15 protein-coding genes are annotated in these 14,337 nt (G+C 58.6%); 8 read left to right on the top strand and 7 right to left on the bottom strand.

Annotation, left to right across the window (positions count from 1 at the left end):
* The first annotated feature begins 24 nt into the window (after positions 1–24).
* Complete coding sequence (gene dmpG, locus NDJ10_RS09865; protein ID WP_296161663.1) at positions 25–1,050, top strand: 4-hydroxy-2-oxovalerate aldolase; 1,026 nt, start codon at positions 25–27, stop codon at positions 1,048–1,050.
* A 22-nt stretch (positions 1,051–1,072) separates the two neighbouring features.
* Here the strand turns inward: dmpG and NDJ10_RS09860 are convergent, their stop codons facing one another.
* Together NDJ10_RS09860 and NDJ10_RS09855 are read right to left on the bottom strand one after the other, a co-directional pair.
* The gene (locus tag NDJ10_RS09860) at positions 1,073–2,512 is read right to left on the bottom strand and encodes an FAD-binding oxidoreductase (RefSeq protein WP_296161661.1); all 1,440 of its coding nucleotides are present in this window, start codon (positions 2,510–2,512) and stop codon (positions 1,073–1,075) included.
* Complete coding sequence (locus tag NDJ10_RS09855; protein WP_296161659.1) at positions 2,493–2,945, bottom strand: DUF2069 domain-containing protein; 453 nt, start codon at positions 2,943–2,945, stop codon at positions 2,493–2,495. The genes NDJ10_RS09860 and NDJ10_RS09855 overlap by 20 nt, the downstream gene beginning before the upstream one ends.
* A 21-nt stretch (positions 2,946–2,966) precedes the next feature.
* Here NDJ10_RS09855 and NDJ10_RS09850 point away from each other — a divergent pair, with 21 nt between their 5' ends.
* Both NDJ10_RS09850 and NDJ10_RS09845 read left to right on the top strand, forming a co-directional pair.
* Positions 2,967–4,205, top strand: coding sequence for a YihY family inner membrane protein (locus NDJ10_RS09850; RefSeq protein WP_296161657.1), 1,239 nt, complete (start codon positions 2,967–2,969; stop codon positions 4,203–4,205).
* A gap of 72 nt (positions 4,206–4,277) precedes the next feature.
* A complete protein-coding gene (locus tag NDJ10_RS09845) occupies positions 4,278–4,526 on the top strand; it encodes a DUF3297 family protein (RefSeq protein ID WP_296161655.1) in 249 nt (82 codons plus the stop codon).
* Between the two features lie 208 nt (positions 4,527–4,734).
* Here the strand turns inward: NDJ10_RS09845 and NDJ10_RS09840 are convergent, their stop codons facing one another.
* A complete protein-coding gene (locus NDJ10_RS09840) occupies positions 4,735–5,214 on the bottom strand; it encodes an Lrp/AsnC family transcriptional regulator (RefSeq protein ID WP_296161652.1) in 480 nt (159 codons plus the stop codon).
* Positions 5,215–5,321: 107 nt separating this feature from the next.
* On the opposite strand from NDJ10_RS09840, the gene NDJ10_RS09835 reads away from it, so the two are divergent.
* Complete coding sequence (locus NDJ10_RS09835; protein WP_296161650.1) at positions 5,322–5,996, top strand: LysE family translocator; 675 nt, start codon at positions 5,322–5,324, stop codon at positions 5,994–5,996.
* Between the two features lie 449 nt (positions 5,997–6,445).
* On the opposite strand, the gene NDJ10_RS09830 is transcribed toward NDJ10_RS09835, so the two are convergent.
* Both NDJ10_RS09830 and NDJ10_RS09825 read right to left on the bottom strand, forming a co-directional pair.
* Positions 6,446–6,934, bottom strand: a complete 489-nt coding sequence (locus tag NDJ10_RS09830) for an isochorismatase family protein (protein WP_296161648.1) — start codon at positions 6,932–6,934, stop codon at positions 6,446–6,448.
* A gap of 58 nt (positions 6,935–6,992) precedes the next feature.
* A complete protein-coding gene (locus NDJ10_RS09825) occupies positions 6,993–7,880 on the bottom strand; it encodes an MBL fold metallo-hydrolase (protein ID WP_296161646.1) in 888 nt (295 codons plus the stop codon).
* Positions 7,881–7,997: 117 nt separating this feature from the next.
* On the opposite strand from NDJ10_RS09825, the gene NDJ10_RS09820 reads away from it, so the two are divergent.
* On the top strand, positions 7,998–8,954 hold the full coding sequence (locus NDJ10_RS09820) for a helix-turn-helix domain-containing protein (RefSeq protein ID WP_296161644.1): 957 nt from the start codon (positions 7,998–8,000) through the stop codon (positions 8,952–8,954).
* 84 nt (positions 8,955–9,038) lie between these two features.
* On the opposite strand, the gene NDJ10_RS09815 is transcribed toward NDJ10_RS09820, so the two are convergent.
* Positions 9,039–9,860, bottom strand: coding sequence for an alpha/beta hydrolase (locus NDJ10_RS09815; protein ID WP_296161642.1), 822 nt, complete (start codon positions 9,858–9,860; stop codon positions 9,039–9,041).
* On the bottom strand, positions 9,857–11,155 hold the full coding sequence (locus tag NDJ10_RS09810; protein ID WP_296161640.1) for an O-acetylhomoserine aminocarboxypropyltransferase: 1,299 nt from the start codon (positions 11,153–11,155) through the stop codon (positions 9,857–9,859). The genes NDJ10_RS09815 and NDJ10_RS09810 overlap by 4 nt, the downstream gene beginning before the upstream one ends.
* A gap of 155 nt (positions 11,156–11,310) precedes the next feature.
* Between NDJ10_RS09810 and NDJ10_RS09805 the strand changes: the two genes are divergently transcribed.
* The 3 genes from NDJ10_RS09805 to yegQ are packed head-to-tail and all read left to right on the top strand — an operon-like array spanning position 11,311 to position 14,327.
* The gene (locus NDJ10_RS09805) at positions 11,311–11,775 is read left to right on the top strand and encodes a CBS domain-containing protein (RefSeq protein WP_296161638.1); all 465 of its coding nucleotides are present in this window, start codon (positions 11,311–11,313) and stop codon (positions 11,773–11,775) included.
* 49 nt (positions 11,776–11,824) lie between these two features.
* Positions 11,825–12,919, top strand: a complete 1,095-nt coding sequence (gene aroC, locus NDJ10_RS09800) for a chorismate synthase (protein ID WP_296161636.1) — start codon at positions 11,825–11,827, stop codon at positions 12,917–12,919.
* 7 nt (positions 12,920–12,926) lie between these two features.
* Complete coding sequence (gene yegQ, locus NDJ10_RS09795; protein WP_296161672.1) at positions 12,927–14,327, top strand: tRNA 5-hydroxyuridine modification protein YegQ; 1,401 nt, start codon at positions 12,927–12,929, stop codon at positions 14,325–14,327.
* Positions 14,328–14,337 lie beyond the last annotated feature (10 nt).

Here is a 14,337-nt window from a genome sequence, read left to right as displayed (position 1 = left end):
GGCCTGAACCCCAAGGAGAACACCATGACACCCCACACCCAAACCATCACCCTGCACGACATGACCCTGCGTGACGGCATGCACCCCAAGCGCCACCTCATGACGCTGGAGCAGATGAAAAACATCGCCTGCGGTCTGGATGACGCCGGCATCCCGCTGATCGAAGTCACCCACGGCGACGGCCTGGGCGGCTCCTCGGTCAACTACGGCTTTCCGGCGCACACCGACGAAGAATACCTGAGCACCGTCATCCCGCTGATGAAACAAGCCAAGGTCTCGGCCCTGCTGATCCCGGGCATCGGCACCGTGGACCACCTGCTGATGGCCAAAGACCTGGGGGTGGCCACCATCCGTGTGGCCACCCACTGCACCGAGGCCGATGTGTCCGAGCAGCACATCACCAAGGCCCGCGCTTTGGGGTTGGACACCGTCGGTTTCCTGATGATGGCGCACATGGCCAGCGCCGAGAAGCTGGTGAGCCAGGCCAAGCTGATGGAAGGCTATGGCGCCAACTGCATCTATGTGACTGACTCGGCCGGCCACATGCTGCCCGGTGATGTGAAAACCAAACTCAGCGCGGTGCGTGCGGCCTTGAAGCCCGAGACCGAGCTGGGCTTTCACGGCCACCACAACCTGGCCATGGGCGTGGCCAACTCGATTGCTGCGATTGAAGTGGGTGCCACCCGCATTGACGCTGCCGCCGCCGGTCTGGGTGCGGGGGCCGGCAACACACCGATGGAGGTGCTGGTGTCGGTGCTGGACCTGATGAAAGTCAACACCGGGGTGGATGTGTACAAGATCCAGGACGTGGCCGAAGACCTGGTGGTGCCGATCATGGATTTCCCGATTCGCATTGACCGTGACGCGCTCACACTGGGTTATGCCGGGGTTTATGGCTCTTTCCTGCTGTTTGCCAAGCGGGCCGAGAAGAAGTACGGCGTAGCGGCACGCGACATTCTGGTCGAGATGGGACGGCGCGGCATGGTCGGCGGCCAGGAAGACATGATCGAAGACACCGCCATGACACTGGCGCGCGAACGCAGGAATTAAGCGTGCAAGCGGCCCGACCGGGCTAGGCGCTGAGGCGCACCACCCGCCCCGGGTTCATCAGCTTGTGCGGGTCCAGCGCTTGCTTGATGGCGCGCATGGTTTGCAAGGCCACCGGCGATTTGTAGTGGGTGAGGTGGTCCACCTTGAGGCTGCCCACGCCATGTTCGGCAGAAATGGAGCCGCCATGCGCCAGCACCGCGTCAAACACGATCTGGTTCACGCGCGCTTCCTGCTCCTGCAAAAAGATCGCAGCATCCATGCCGACAGGTGCCTGCACGTTGTAGTGCAGGTTGCCGTCGCCCAAATGGCCGAAGTTGACCAGGCGCACGCCAGGAATGGCTTGTGCCAGCAGGGAATCGGTGCTGCTCACAAACGCGGCGAAAGCGGACACCGGCACCGAAATATCGTGCTTGATGTTGAGCCCCTCCAGTGCTTGTGCCAGCGGAATACTCTCGCGAATCTGCCACAGGGATTGCGCCTGCGTCAGGTTCTCTGCCACCACGGCGTCGGTTACGCAGCCATCTTCCAGCGCTGCTTCCAACAGGCTTTCCAGCTGGCTTCTGGCATGGGGCTCTGACTCGGCATCGGCGCTTTCCAACAGCACGCAAAAGGGCGTGTCTTGGTACAGCGGTACGCGCAATGTCTCAAAGTGGCTGGCCACCAGTCTCAGGGCAAACTGGCCCATCATCTCGAAACCTGTCAGGCTAGCCCCCAGGTGTTGGTGCGCCAAACCGAGCAGTTGCACTGCCGCCTCCATGGAGGGCACGGCGGCCCATGCGGTGAGTTGCGCCTTGGGCTGTGGATACAGCTTGAGTGTGGCCGCGGTGATGATGCCCAGTGTGCCTTCTGCACCAATGTAGAGGTTTTTCAGGTCGTAACCGGTGTTGTCCTTGCGCAGACCGCTCAAACCCTGCCAGACACCACCTTGCGGCGTCACCACTTCCAGCCCCAGGCAAAGGTCACGCGCATTGCCAAAACGCAGCACCTGCGTGCCGCCGGCATTGGTGCCCAGATTGCCGCCAATGGTGCACGAGCCCTCGGCCGCCAGACTCAGCGGGAACAAAAAGCCTTTTGATTCGGCGCTTTCCTGCACGGTTTGCAAGATGCAGCCGGCCTCCACCGTCATCGTCAGGTTGGCCGCATCAATGTTGCGCACCGCGTTCATGCGCTGCAGGCTGAGCACGATTTGCTGGCCCGTCTCGTCGGGTGTCGAACCCACCACCAGGCCGGTGTTGCCGCCTTGCGGCACGATGCTCAAACCGCTGTCAGGGTGCTGCATCAGGTAGTTGGCGCAGGCTTTGACCACTTGCGCGACCTCATGCGTGCTGGCCGGGCGCACCACGGCCAGCGCCTTGCCGTGGCTGCGCTTGCGCCAGTCCTGGGTCCAGGCGCTCAGGTCGCCTTCGGTCAATACATGGGCGCTGCCGACGATGGCATTGAGTTCAGTGAGCAGGTTTTGCATGGCTGGTCGCAGGAGGCGTTGTGGGTTCAATGGCCGGATCAACTGCCTTGGCGGCGTTCTTGAGTCGCAGCCGCACATGCAGCGCGCAGGCGGTAAACAAGGTCAGGCACAGGACAACTTCCACCATGGCCAGATAGTTGCCAGGTGCGGCGTCGCTGTAGGCGCGCACCGCGCCTTCGGTAAAGTACAACCACACCAGCAAACTCACCCAGCGGTAGGTGTACATGCGGTTTTTCAGCAAGCCCGCCAGCGGCAGGCACAGCGGCAACACCTTGAGCGCCAGCCAGGAGCCGCCCGGGCGCAGTGGCGCCAGCAGCAGCTCCCAGGCCAGGCCCAGCACAATCAGGCCCAGCAGGCTGCCAACCGCCAGAATTCGGGTCAAAGCCACGCTTGTTGTGGCCGGGGTAGGGGAAGAGGTGCGAAAAGTGTTCATGACGGTGGCATCATAGCGGCCATGAGCTCATTACCCACAGTACGTATGCCCTGGTCCCGGAGGCTGGATGTCTTTTTGAATGATCTGTCCCATTTTCCCTGGAAAAATACCGCCCATACCCTGCGTGAGCGCTTCCGTGAAGACCGTCTGGGGCTCACCGCCAGCAGCCTGACCTTCACCACCACCATTGCGCTGGTGCCGCTGGTCACCGTGCTGCTGGCGGTGTTCACCGCGTTCCCGATGTTTGCCAAGTTTCAGGGGGTGCTGCAGCAGTGGCTGATCCAGAGCCTGATTCCGGACAATATTGCGCGCCAGGTGCTGGGCTACCTGACGCAGTTTGCCGGCAAGGCGAGCAAGCTCGGCGGTGTTGGTTTTGCTGTATTGTTGATCACTGCACAGGCCTTGATTTTGACGATCGACCGCACCTTGAACGCCGTCTGGCGCGTGCGCAAACCGCGCCCCCTGGGGCAACGGGTGCTGGTGTACTGGGCGGTGATGACGCTTGGCCCCATATTGCTGGCACTTAGCCTGAGTGTGACGTCTTACGCACTGTCTGCCTCCAAAGGACTGGTGGGCGGCTTGCCGGGCGGTGTCGAGTTGTTGCTGGAAATCCTGCAATTTGTGCTGCTGGCTTGGGGTATGGCTGCGCTCTACCGTTATGTGCCCAACACGCGGGTGCGCTGGGCCCATGCCTGGGTCGGGGGGCTGTTCGTTTCGGTCGGTTTTGAGATAGCCAAAAAACTGCTTGTGATCTATTTGGGCAAGGTGCCGACGTATTCGGTGTTGTACGGCGCTTTTGCCACGCTGCCCATCATGCTGATCTGGATTTATGTGGGCTGGGTGATTGTGCTGTTGGGCGCCGTGATTGCCGCCTATTTGCCGAGCCTGCTCAGTGGTGTTCAGCGCCGCGCCTCCCCCCAGGGCTGGCAGTTTTTGCTGGCCATTGAGGTGTTGCAGCAGTTGGCGCCGCTGCGCATTCGCTCTGATAGAGGCTTGACCATGGCCGCGTTGACGCAGGCGCTCCGGGTGGATGCCCTGCAGCTGGAGCCTGTCATGGAGACGCTGGTGGCGCTGGACTGGGTCGGCCAGTTGCAGGAAGAGCGTGCCGACGGCGAAGCGCGTTACGTGTTGCTGGCCGACCCCGACACCACGCCTTTGCGGGCCTTGTTGCACACGCTGCTCTTGCCCTACGAGCCCAGCACCCTGCATTTGTGGGAAAACGGACGCTGGCAGGAGTTGACGCTGCGCCAAGCGCTTTGACGGGTCTGCAAATTGCTGCGGCCGAATGTTGGAAAATAGACCACTTTTATCTGTATTCACACGAAAAACCTCATGACCGACACCCCACAAAAGCCCGAACTCCCCGACCACCTGTCGACCGACGCGCGCAGCCCGCACCATGTTGCGGCTGTGTTTGAACACGACATCGGCATCCGGCTCAACGACAAGGAGCTCTTCAACGTCGAGGAATACTGCGTCAGCGAAGGCTGGGTCAAAGTGCCCGCCGGTAAAACCCGCGACCGCAAGGGCAACCCGCTGCTGATCAAGCTCAAGGGCAGGGTGGAGGCGTTTTATAAATAAAAAATGCAGTTGAATCGGTACTGCAACTGCCTGACTCTTTTTAGCTGAGGCGGTCGCTCATCGGAAAAGCTCAAACGGCCGTTTCGGGCCAGAAGCAGCCGTACTTAATCCCAAGGCACCATTCTCCGTCACCGCAGCGAGGCGGAAGTAGGTATGACAAGCTTTCACAACGTCGTATGCGTGAGCGGCTTGGTCTGACTCATCGACATTAAGCCAACTGCGTGAGTGGCAATGGGGTCTGTGCCTTGACAGTGGCAATCGCAAAGTTGCTGCGGATATCGCTGACACCCGGCAGTTTGAGCAGTGCACCTAACAGAAATTTCTCGTAAGCAGGTAAATCCGGTACGACGACCTGCAGCAGAAAATCGGATTCACCCGATACTAGGTGAGCGGAGATGACCTCTGGCAATAGAACTACGGCATTGCGAAAAGCAGTAGAGGTCTCATCTTGATGCCGCTCGACCTTGACTCCTACGAACACCGTTAACCCTAGCCCAACTCCCGCTCTATCCAGCGAAGCATGGTAACCACGAATGAACCCCGCTTCTTCAAGCAGGCGTACACGACGCAAGCAAGGCGATGGCGACAAGCTGACTTCCTCGGCAAGTTGCACATTGGTGAGTCGGGCGTCACGCTGGAGAGCAGTCAGAATTCGGTGGTCAATCGAATCAAGCTTAAGGATTGGCATAAATTTCAATAAAACAATATGAAAATAGATAAATATGCCAATAATGTACTAATTTTTATAATATTTCGCAATCCAATCGGATACATTATTGGATAAACTTTATAGCCATGGAAACACATTTGGAAGCGAAAATCATGGCGGAATTGGGATTGTTCATTGGCGCACTGGTCGCGGTTTACTTGGTACCTGGCCCTGACATGTTGCTGGTCCTGCAGACTTCCAGCTCGCAGGGCCGCAAAACGGCCTTATTGACCGCGATGGGTCTGTGCATTGCACGCGCAATGCACGTAACGCTCGCCGCAGTAGGCCTAGCCACGCTTCTAAAAACAGTACCTTGGGCCTTTGAGGCGATGCGCATCATTGGTGCTGCCTATCTGATATGGCTAGGCATCAAGATTGTACGCACGTCTTCGCTGGTTCCTAAACTCTCGCCCTCACCCTCAGCGACCTTGGCATCGACGCATCGCACAGCAGTGTTGCGAGGCATATTGACCAATGTCATTAATCCTAAGGCACTGCTATTCTGTTCGGTATTGCTGCCCCAGTTCGTTCATGCAGACGCTGGTAACGTGGCGGGACAATTCTTGCTGCTGGGCATTGTGCTCGTGGCGCTCGGCTTTCTTTTTGATGTTTGTTATGCGTTGACAGGCGCAGCCCTGGGCTATTGGATGGAGCACAATCCAACTATTCAAGTCATCCAGCGTTGGACATTCGCCGCTCTGCTAATCGGGTTTGGCCTTCGTCTGGCAGTTGATGGGCCAGCCCGAAACCAAGGTGGGTGATCTGTGTGCTGAGATGAACATTACCCGGCAGACGCTGTACCGGCATGTGTCACCCAAGGGGGAGTTGCGCCCGGATGGCTTGAAACTGCTTTCCCGACTCTGAGTAAATTGAAGGTCGGCCATCGGCCATAATCGGACCTTCCTGCGTGACCTCCAGTATCGCCAAAAACGGACTTTTGGGTTCATCGTGCCTTGTCACTTTTAAAATCAATGCCGAACCCGAGAGATAACAATAACCGGTGGGAAGTGGTGATGCCGTCGAAGAATGAAAGCAGCCTTGAAATGTTGGGACGATAAAGTCATTTTTTTCATGTCCAGACATATACCAAATATATCTATTTGCGCCAATTTGCCTTCGACTTTCTAGGCTGTTTTTTGGAAGATTGCCCTGCGTGCACTGGGGCCGTTGCGCAGGGCTTGCTCGAACTTAATAGCGCGCAGTGATGGTTCTATACAACGTCGCATCGAGCGCTCAGACCTTGCAGGGCCAAGTCACTCAAGGCTTTGGCGGGTGCGGCACAGCCTTTGGCGATGATATGGACTTTCATGTCGCTCGCTTGTGGAGACAGTGCGGTATGGGTTACACAGTGCTGAGTCATCATGCCGGTGAGATAAAGGTCGGTGATGCTAGCGTCGCGCACGATTTGCACCAAATTTGTTTTGAAGAAACTGTCGGCTTCACTTTTTACAACGATGGGCGCGTCACCCAATGCGGCAGCAATGGTATTGTGGATTTTCACGCCTTCGGTGTCGGGCTTGAAAGCCGGGGCATCGGCAGAATTGACATGCTGCACCCCAACAACCAGCCATCCATCGCGCTTCGCTTGTTCAATGGCCTCAACGGCCCCTTTGCAAGCTTCGTTGGCATTTTCCAGTGTGAATGCGCCGCCAGGAAAGTAATCATTCTGAATATCGATAACGATTAGTGCCTTTTTCATTGGGTTTCCTTTTCTAGTGTTAGAGAGACCGCCTAAACTTTTAGGCGGCTTTATTTCATCAGAACTTCATGCTCTCACCATCCGCAGGTATCATCACACTTTTCTCAATTTTTTGGTCTTTCACAAATTCACTCAGCTCTTTCCGGCTAAGTGACATGTGGTTCACAGAATCCATATGCACGGCCACGATTGCCGCATTGGGTGCGGCCTTTGTAGCTTGTAGTGTGTCCTGCTTGCCCATGATGATGGGATGCTGCTCAAAACCACTCATGAGCGCGCTCCCAGTGTTAAGAATCACCACGTCTGGCTTGTGCTGCTCCAGCGCCTGATCCACTTCTGGACGCCACACAGTGTCGCCGGCCACGTAGACCGTTTTGGCCTTAGGAGCAGAAAACACGACGCCCATGACTGGGCCCATCGCCTTAGAACGCACGGGGTCCGCAAACCACAAATCAGTGCCATGCTGACCGCCGGTCTTGCTCAGCTTGACGCCCATAAATGTAGTGGAGCCTTCGAGTACGCGTACATCTTTGAAGCCTTGACTACGAATCATCTTTGCATCAGCTTCGTTCTGCGTGAATACAGGCAGACTCTTGGGAATCGTTTTTTGCGCGGCCTCATCCCAGTGGTCCGTATGGGTGTGGGTCACGACCACCGCTTCCACGCTGTCGAGCACATCTTTAGCTGAAAAAGGCAGGTCTACCAAAGGGTTTCTCAGTTCACTGCGGTAAGTATCCGGGAAGCCTGGCCATTCCCCTTTAGCCGACAACATAGGATCTACCAAAAAGGTCGTACCAGAAAAGTCGATCTTGACCGTTGCGTTACGGATCAGCTGCACCTCGACTGAGGTGTCGGTGGCAGTTTCAGGGGATGACCAAGCGGTAGCCGCAAAGGTTCCAAGCGACAGCGACACCATCAAGGGAGCAAAGGTTTTCAGCGAGTACATACATAACCACCAGAATTGAATTTGAAGAAGCCTCTATTGTGGTACCTCAAGCTTCTTTGTAGAATTGACCTTTAAGTCAATCTTCGAAAGATTCGGGCCACTTCGCTTTTTAACGCCATGTCAAAGCCACTTCCCCTCGTAGCCCTCGTTACCTACCCGCATTTCAGCCCGTTTCACTTTGGCGTGCCGTACTTGATTTTCAGCTCCCATGTGCCCGAGCATGCTCTGTTCGACCTGAAGATCGTCACGCCGGGAGGCACAGCACTGCCTGCCGAGCGCGCATTGCTTGTTCAACCCGATGGCGGGCTGGAGTTGCTTGCCCAGGCGAACATCGTCGTGATTCCCGGTTGGCATGATCTGGACGAAAGTCCTGAGCCAAAGTTGATAGCCGCCTTGCTCCAGGCACGCCAGCGAGGAGCCCATATAGTGGGTCTGTGCTACGGCGCGTATGCACTGGCCTATGCAGGCTTGCTTGATGGCAAACGCGCTTCCACACACTGGATGGCGGAGCAAGATTTCAAGCTTCGCTTTCCGCAAGTGCAGTTAGATATGAATGCGCTGTATGTAGATGATGACGGCCTGATCACATCTGCCGGTACAGGGGCCAGCTTGGACTGCTGTCTCTACATCGTGCGCAAGTTTTACGGCCAAAAAACGGCGAACAAAGTCGCCCGGATGATGGTTGTACCGCCTCACCGAGAAGGTGGGCAAGCGCAGTTTATTGAGCAACCTGTTGCCCCATCAACGCAAGACGCCAGGATCAATCCGTTGCTGGACTATTTGCGGGAGCATCTGAACCAGACCCACTCCGTCGATGCGCTGGCACAACGCGCCGCTATGAGCCGGCGCACGTTCACGCGCCACTTTAGCAAGGCTACCGGCATGTCATTTAAAGACTGGTTAATCAACGAACGCCTGCAACGCACACGAGAGTTACTGGAGAGCACCTCTTTGCCTGTGGAGACCATCTCTGACTTGGTCGGGTTTCAAACCCCTACCTCACTGCGTCAGCACTTCAAACGCAGAAACCAAGTCAGTCCCAGCGAATGGAGAAGAACCTTTGGATGCGGCTGAGCGTCGTCCGCTTTGGGTCGGAAGTGACCGCACGAAATATCGCATCGACTAAACGCAATCAGACTTTACGAGACATTGATTCAGTCACTCTTCCCGCTTTTTAACCGTCAAAAACCCGTTCAATGCCGCCAGCATCTCCTCAGGCGTTTCATTCATCTGCTGGTGCCCGCCAGGCAAATAGACCACCCGGCCATCTTTGGCGAGTTTGACCAGTTCCTGGGCGGCCTTGGGTGGCGTCATCTGGTCCATTTTGCCCAGTACAAACAGCACCGGGCAGGTCACTTGGGCCATGGCCTCCAGACCGTTCTGGTAGCTGTCACAGGCCTTGAAGCCGGTATAAAAAACATTCACTGTTGTGTTGCTGGCCATGACCCGGCGCCCCAGCGCCATCGACGCGCCATAAACCCAGGTGCCCGGTCCGAGGGCGGAGGGTGGTGGGGCCAGCGTGGCGCGGGAAAACACATTGACCATTTCCAATGCCTTCATCGGCGCGCTGACTGAAGTCTCCAGCAGGGCAGGGGATACGCGCATCGGGAAGGCAATGCCGACAAGCACCAGTTGGCTTACGCGACTGGGCGCTCTGGCGGCAGCTTCCAGTGCAATCAACGAGCCCAGGCTGTGGCCGATGAGCGCGGCTTTTTCCAGACCCGTTGCGTCCATCAGGGCCAGCACAAAGTCGGCCGCGTCTTCAACGCTGGCCGGTGGCTCGCCGCCGCTGCGGCAGTGGCCGGGCAGGTCCACCGCCAGCACGTTCCAGCCATGGTGCGCCAGGTAGCGTGTCTGCAGAATCCAGACGCTGTGGTCATTGAGCACGCCGTGGATGAAGATGGCGGTCGGTTGGGTGGCATCAAAGGCTTTGCCGCCGGTGTAGCAGTAGCTGGGGTGGCCGTTGACGGTAAGGATCATGCTGCTTTCTCCGCGGCTTTGAGGGCCCGTTTCAGGTCGTCGATCAGATCATCGGGGTCTTCCAGCCCGATGCTCAGGCGGATCGTCCCCTGCGTGATGCCGGCCGCGGCCAGGGCCGCATCATCCATGCGGAAGTGTGTGGTGCTGGCCGGGTGAATGACCAGGCTGCGGCAGTCGCCCACGTTGGCCAGGTGGCTGAACAGCTTGAGCCCCTCGACAAAGGCCTTGCCCTGGTTCCTGCTGCCCTTCAAATCAAAACTGAACACCGAGCCCGCGCCGCGCGGCAGCAACTTTGCGGCAAGCGCGTGGCTGGGGTGGCTGTCCAGCATGGGGTGACCGACACGCGCCACAAAGGCTTGGCTGGCCAGGAATTCGACCACTTTCTGCGTGTTGCCCATATGCCGCGCCATACGCAGCGGCAGGGTTTCCATGCCCTGCAAAATGAGCCAGGCCGAGTGCGATGACAGGCAGGCGCCAAAGTCGCGCAGGCCTTCACGGCGAGCGCGCAGCAAAAATGCACCAACGGTGGATTCTTCGGAGAACACCATGTTGTGAAACCCGTCGTAGGGCTGGCACAGCTCCGGGAACCGGCTTGATGCCTCCCAGTCAAAACTGCCGCCATCCACCACCAGCCCGCCAATCACCGTACCGTGGCCGCTGAGGAACTTGGTGGCCGAGTGGTAGACCAGATCGGCGCCGTGTTCAAACGGCTTCATCAGCCAGGGTGTGGTCAGGGTCGAGTCCACCAGCAGCGGCACGCCGGCTTCATGGGCGATGCTGCTTACCGTGGGAATGTCGAGCACGTCGAGGCCGGGGTTGCCCACGGTTTCGCCAAAAAAGAGCCGGGTGTTGGGCCGCACCGCAGCACGCCAGCCGTCGATGTCGCCGGGCTTGACAAAGGTGGTTTCGATGCCAAAGCGGCGCAGCGTGTAGTGCAGCAGGTTCTGGCTGCCGCCATAGAGCGCCGTGCTGGCCACGATGTGGCTGCCGGCGCCCATCAGCGTGGCAATGCTCAGGTGCAGCGCGGCCTGGCCGCTGGCCACCGCAATCGCGCCTATGCCGCCTTCGAGCGCGCTGATGCGCTGCTCCAGCACGGCGTTGGTGGGGTTGCTGATGCGGCTGTAGACATGGCCGGCGCGCTCCAGGTTGAACAGCGACTGGGCGTGGTCGCTGGACTCGAAGACAAACGAGGTGGTGAGGTAAATCGGCAGCGCGCGGGCGCCGGTGGCGGGGTCAGGTGCCGCGCCTGCGTGCAGGGCGAGGGTGTCAAAACCTGGGTCGGAATAGCCGGGCATGGTTGCCTTTCGAGGTAATCAAACTGCTTGGGATCAATATTTTTAAACAATTAGCCGCAAGCTGATGGAAATCACTGACCAAGACGCCCTGATTGTGGGCTATATTTCGGATTACTTATTCGGTCATCTGTGACCTGTTCATCACGAGGAGCACCATGAAAGTCAGTGATATTTTGCGCATCAAAGGCGGCACGCTGTTTACAGTCTCACCCGACGAGCTTCTGATAAACGCACTCAAGTTGATGGATGACCGCGATATTGGTTCACTGGTCGTCATGGAGCAGGGTGAATTGGTGGGCATGCTCACGGTTCGCGAGCTCACCAAGGTACTGGTCAAAACTGGTGGCAGCATCAGCAGCACCGTTGTGCGCACGGCCATGGACGATTCGCCGCTGACCTGCACCACCGAGACCGACATGGACGAGGTGCGACGCATGATGCTGGAGCGCCATGCGCGTTACATGCCGGTCATGAACAAAAAAGTGCTGATGGGCGTGATCAGCTTTCACGACGTGGCCCGTGCCGTGGTGGACAGCCAGAACTTTGAGAACAAGATGCTCAAGGCCTACATCCATGACTGGCCCGAAGGCCAGGAACCGGCAGACGCGCCCAAGCTCTAGTTTCAGGGCTTCGCCCACTGGGCGGTCCGCTCTGGGATAATCGCGCCCCATGAGCGGCAATACCTTTGGAAATTTATTCGCAGTCACCAACTTTGGTGAATCCCACGGTCCGGCCATTGGCTGCGTGATTGACGGCTGCCCGCCAGGGCTCGCGCTGTCCGAGGCTGATATTCAGCCCGATCTGGACCGGCGCCGGCCGGGCACCAGCAAGTACGTCACCCAGCGTAACGAGCCTGACACGGTCGAAATTTTGTCGGGTGTATTTGAGGGCAAAACCACCGGCACGCCGATTTGCCTGCTGATCAGAAACACCGACCAGCGCAGTAAAGACTACGGCAACATCGTTCAAACCTTTCGTCCGGGCCACGCCGACTACAGCTATTTCCAGAAATACGGCATTCGTGACCCGCGCGGCGGTGGCCGCTCCAGCGCCCGCTTGACGGCGCCCATGGTGGCGGCTGGCGCGGTGGCCAGGAAATGGCTGTTTGAGCAATATGGCACGGTGTTTCGCGGCTGCATGACGCAAATTGGCGAGCTGCCGATAGCTTTTGAGTCGTGGGACTACGTGTCGCAGAACCCATTTTTTGCGCCAGTGGCCGACGTGTCCAAGCTGGAAACCTACATGAGCGAGTTGCGCAAGGGCGGCGACTCCTGTGGTGCGCGCCTGCGCGTGTCGGCATCGAACGTGCCGGTGGGCCTGGGTGAACCGCTGTTTGACAAGATGGACGCCGACATTGCCTACGCCATGATGGGCGTCAACGCCGTCAAGGGTGTGGAAATTGGCGCTGGTTTTGCCAGCGTGGCGCAGCGCGGTAGCACCCATGGTGATTCGCTGACCCCCCAGGGCTTCATGGGCAACAACGCGGGTGGCGTGCTCGGCGGCATCACGAGTGGGCAGGACCTGGAAGTGTCGGTGGCCATCAAGCCGACCAGCTCGATCCTGACGCCGCGCGCCTCGATCGACATGGCGGGCCAGCCCACTGAAGTCGTTACCAAAGGCCGCCACGACCCCTGCGTGGGCATTCGTGCGACCCCGATTCTGGAAGCCATGCTGGCGCTGGTGGTGATGGAGCATGCCTTGCGCCAACGTGCCCAGTGCGGCGACGTGCATCCTGGGCTGGCACCCATTCCTGCGCAAGCCTGAGCCGGTCATGAAGATCCCTGAACTGCTGGCTCCGGCCGGTTCACTGGCCATGCTGGAAACGGCGCTGGCCTTTGGCGCCACGGCCATTTATGCCGGCCAGCCGCGTTATTCCCTGCGTGTGCGCAACAACGATTTTGGCGACATAGCCGTGTTGAAGCAAGGCATTGACACGGCCCACGCCAAGGGCGCCAAATTTTTTCTGGTGTCCAACATTTTCCCGCACGGCAACAAGATCAGGCACTACATCGACAACATGGCGCCGGTGATCGCGCTCAAGCCCGACGCCATGATCATGTCGGACCCTGGTCTCATTATGATGGTGCGCGAAACCTGGCCCGACATGGAAATCCATCTGTCGGTGCAGGCCAATACGGTGAATTCCGCCGCCGTCAGGTTCTGGAAAACCGTTGGCATCAGCCGCGTGATTTTGTCGCGCGAGTTGTCGCTGGACCAGGTCGCGCAGATCCGCCAGGACTGCCCTGACACCGAGCTTGAAGTGTTCGTGCACGGCGCGTTGTGCATTGCCTATTCGGGCCGCTGCCTGTTGTCGGGCTACTTCAACCACCGCGATGCCAACCAGGGCAGTTGCACCAATTCCTGCCGCTGGGACTACAAGACGCAAAAGGGCGTGGTCGATGCGTCGGGTGATGTACTGACACGCCAGGCGGCCATGGCGCGCGAACGTGAACACGACGAACGAACCGGCGGCGGCGTGTTGTCTGACGGGGGTGACGTCGAACGCTCCCCGGAAGCCGATCAGGTCTACATGCTTGAGGAAAGCCAGCGCGAGGGCAGTTACATGCCGATCGAGGAAGACGAGCACGGCACTTACGTGATGAACTCCAAAGACCTGCGCGCCATCGAGCATGTCAAACGGCTGGTCGAAATTGGCGTCGATTCCCTCAAGATCGAGGGCCGCACCAAGAGCCCGTATTACGTGGCGCGCACGGTGCAAAGCTACCGCCGCGCCATCGACGACGCGGTGGCCGGGCGCGAACTGGACCCAGCCTTGCTCGGGCAGCTCGAAGGCCTCGCCAATCGCGGCTATACCTCGGGTTTTTTCCAGCGCCACACACCCGAAGCCACGCAAAATTACCTGCGCGGTTATTCTGAATCGGGTCGCAGCCTGTATGTGGGCGATGCTCTGTCGTTTGAGGCGGTGCGCGGCTTGGTCGAGGTGCGGGTCAAGAACCGCTTTGCTTTGGATGACTGGCTCGAGATCATCCACCCGGATGGCAATTTTGATGTGCAGATCAGCCGCATGGAAAGCGCTGACGGTAGCGCCGTGACGGTGGCGCCGGGCAGTGGACACACCGTGTGGCTGCCCCTGCCCGAGCGCGCCGTGGGCGCGTTTGTGGCGCGTTATGTGCATGCGCCAGAGGCCTCTTCTGAAGGCCTGTTGGCGTGATGTTCTTGTC

The organism is Rhodoferax sp. (assembly GCF_023700745.1).
Lineage (GTDB): Bacteria > Pseudomonadota > Gammaproteobacteria > Burkholderiales > Burkholderiaceae_C > Rhodoferax.
This window is presented reverse-complemented; position numbering and strand designations above follow the sequence as displayed.